Source organism: Rhizorhapis sp. SPR117 (genome assembly GCF_021742065.1).
The window spans coordinates 1-2,699 of sequence record NZ_JAKKIE010000151.1 but is presented as its reverse complement, the minus strand read 5'-3'; the positions used below and the strand labels follow the sequence as shown (position 1 = coordinate 2,699).

Here is a 2,699-nt window from a genome sequence, read left to right as displayed (position 1 = left end):
TACTGGCCGAGTCTAAGGCTAAAGCCAGTATCCGACTGAAGTCGGAGGGGTTCCTCCTCCAAGAGGACTCTAAACGCCTTGATCGGAACGCCACAGACCATATTGGTGGAGCGCGATGGCCTGTCCGGCCATGCCGAAAACTTCGCACCCGTGAGGTTCGGCAATCCCCAGATTGCAGGCAAAATCGTGCCGGCAATCATCGCCGGGGTTGAGAAGAACCGCCTGATCGCCCAAGAGGCCTTATGAGTGATACGAACTGGCACACACGACTCTTTGGCGGATTTCGTCGCACCTCCGACCGCCTGAGCGAAAATCTGACCGGCCTGTTCACCAAGGCTGCGCTTGATGACGAAACGCTGGATGAGATCGAGGAAGCCCTGATCCTGTCTGATCTGGGTCCGGCCATGGCTGGCCGGATCCGCGAACGTCTGTCCGAAGGTCGGTTCAACAAGGAGCTGACCGAGGATTACCTGCGCGAAATCGTCACCGAAGAAATCGAACAGGTGCTTGAACCTGTCGCCAAGCCGCTGGAAATAGAGGCATTCCCGCGCCCACAGGTCATATTGGTGATCGGCGTCAATGGTTCTGGCAAGACCACCACGATTGCCAAGCTCGCCCATCTTTTCCAGGAACAGGATTATGGCGTGATGTTGGCCGCGGGCGATACCTTCCGCGCCGCTGCCATCGGCCAGCTCAAGGTCTGGGCCGAACGTTTGGGTGTTCCCATCGTCACTGGCAAGGAAGGTGGCGATGCAGCGGGGATTGTCTATGAGGCGGTAAAACAGGCGACCGCGACGGGCATTGACGTGCTGATCGTCGATACCGCCGGACGATTGCAAAACAAGCGCGAGTTAATGGACGAGCTTGCCAAGATCCGCCGGGTGTTGGGTCGGCTCAATCCAGCCGCGCCTCATGATGTCGTGTTGGTGCTCGACGCCACGACCGGACAGAATGCCCTTTCCCAAATCGAAGTGTTTCAGGAAATGGCCGGCGTCACCGGCCTTGTCATGACAAAGCTGGACGGTACTGCACGCGGAGGCGTATTGGTGGCGGCGGCGGAAAAATATAAACTGCCTATCCACGCCATCGGGGTGGGTGAGACCATTGACGACCTTCGCCCCTTCGATGCCCATGAACTTTCAAAAGCGATTGCCGGAACAGCCTATGACTGACACCCAACAGACGCCGCAAAAACAGCATGGCAATATCGGCCTGATGCTGGACTTCGGGCCGCTTCTGGTTTTCTTCCTTACCTATCAATTTGTGGGAATCATCGCTGGTACAGCGGCCTTCATGGCAGCCATCGTCGTAGCGGTCATTATCTCAAAAATAAAGCTGGGCAAGGTTTCGCCGATGCTCTGGCTATCGGCAGTGCTGGTGCTGGGTTTTGGCAGTCTCACCATCTATTTCCATGACGAGCGCTTCATCCAGATCAAGCCCACCGTCATCTACACATTTTTTGCACTGATGCTGTTTGGCGGTCTGGCAAAGGGAAAACCGCTGCTCAAATATTTGTTGCAAGCGGCCTATGACGGGCTGGACGAGACCGGCTGGTTGAAGCTGTCGCGCAACTGGGCTGTGTTCTTCATCTTCATGGCGCTCCTAAATGAGGGAATGCGCGCATTTCTGACGTTTGAGACATGGCTGACGCTGAAGGTCTGGGCAGTGACTGCTCTGTCCTTCCTCTTTGCGCTGGCCAATGTGCCGATGCTGCTGCGTCACGGCATGAACATCGGTGACAAGATCGACAGCGAGGAAATCGGCGAAACGCTCCCGCCGCAGGGGTAGCACTGTAACGCATTCATCAAAACCGTTCGTCCCGAACGAAGTCGAGGGACGCTGGCTTGCCGCGAACGTGTCTCGACTTCGCTCGACACGAACGGCTGTTGATTGAGGGGGCCAAGTTCAAAACCCGGCACCCTCACGAAAATCAGCCCGGCTGATCGGCGCGACTGACGCCTTCGCCGTCCAGATTCTGCGCTACGAAATCCCAGTTGATTGCGTTCTTCAACAGCGCGTCGACATAATCGGGGCGCGCATTGCGATAATCGATATAATAGGCATGTTCCCACACATCGAGCGTCAACAGCGGCTTCATCCTGTCATGAGCGACCGGGGTGTCAGCATCGTGCAGTGATGTGATTTCCAGCTTGTCGTTGTTCAGGATCAGCCAGGCCCAGCCGCTGGCAAAATGGCCGACGGCTTCTGCCTTGAACTTCGCCAGCATGTCCTCAACGCTGCCGAAATCGCGCTTGATCATGTCTTCCAGCTTGCCCGTCGGCTTCTGCTTTTCAGGACTCAAGCCCAGCCAGTAGAAGCTATGGTTCCAGATTTGACCAAGCTGATTGAACAGGCCCGCTTTCTCCTTTTCCTTGGCAACTTTTATCGCCTGGGACAGGCTTGCACCTTCAAGCCCCGCTTGCGGAACAAGTTCATTGGCTTTTACGACATAGGCATTGTGGTGCTTGCCATGATGATAGCTGAAGGTTTCCTCGGATATGATGCTGCCAAAGGCGTTTTTGGCATAAGGAAGTGTGGGCAATACAAAAGGCATGGAATATCGTCCTTTTTTTCGATGGGGAAGATGATCGGGAAACGGCCGAAACCGCAAATGGTTCAACCCCCTAGTCACCTGAATCCGAAGTTCGCTTCATTGTTTTCTGGCAGAAGCGTTTGACGGCGGCGAGGATCTCGTCGGC

Annotated in this window: 3 protein-coding genes and 1 pseudogene; 3 read left to right on the top strand and 1 reads right to left on the bottom strand. The window is 55.6% G+C overall.

Annotated elements, in window-relative coordinates:
- Positions 1-69 precede the first annotated feature (69 nt).
- The 3 genes and pseudogenes from L3X40_RS21535 to ispZ form a co-directional block, all read left to right on the top strand.
- A pseudogene (locus tag L3X40_RS21535) lies at positions 70-246 on the top strand (tRNA (N(6)-L-threonylcarbamoyladenosine(37)-C(2))-methylthiotransferase MtaB); the annotation flags it as partial.
- Positions 243-1,172 (top strand): signal recognition particle-docking protein FtsY, encoded by a 930-nt coding sequence (gene ftsY, locus L3X40_RS21530; RefSeq protein WP_237367376.1) that lies wholly within the window; start codon positions 243-245, stop codon positions 1,170-1,172. The pseudogene L3X40_RS21535 and the gene ftsY, both read left to right, overlap by 4 nt.
- Positions 1,165-1,788, top strand: a complete 624-nt coding sequence (gene ispZ, locus L3X40_RS21525) for a septation protein IspZ (protein ID WP_237367375.1) — start codon at positions 1,165-1,167, stop codon at positions 1,786-1,788. The genes ftsY and ispZ overlap by 8 nt, the downstream gene beginning before the upstream one ends.
- Positions 1,789-1,930: 142 nt before the next feature.
- Here ispZ and L3X40_RS21520 read toward each other — a convergent pair whose 3' ends face one another.
- Positions 1,931-2,554 (bottom strand): superoxide dismutase, encoded by a 624-nt coding sequence (locus tag L3X40_RS21520; RefSeq protein ID WP_237367374.1) that lies wholly within the window; start codon positions 2,552-2,554, stop codon positions 1,931-1,933.
- Between the last annotated feature and the right edge of the window lie 145 nt (positions 2,555-2,699).

Bases quoted from the DNA above. Each gene is read 5' to 3' on its own strand.
- L3X40_RS21520 (WP_237367374.1), bottom strand. From the start codon at position 2,554: ATGCCTTTTGTATTGCCCACACTTCCTTATGCCAAAAACGCCTTTGGC.
- ftsY (WP_237367376.1), top strand. From the start codon at position 243: ATGAGTGATACGAACTGGCACACACGACTCTTTGGCGGATTTCGTCGC.
- ispZ (WP_237367375.1), top strand. From the start codon at position 1,165: ATGACTGACACCCAACAGACGCCGCAAAAACAGCATGGCAATATCGGC.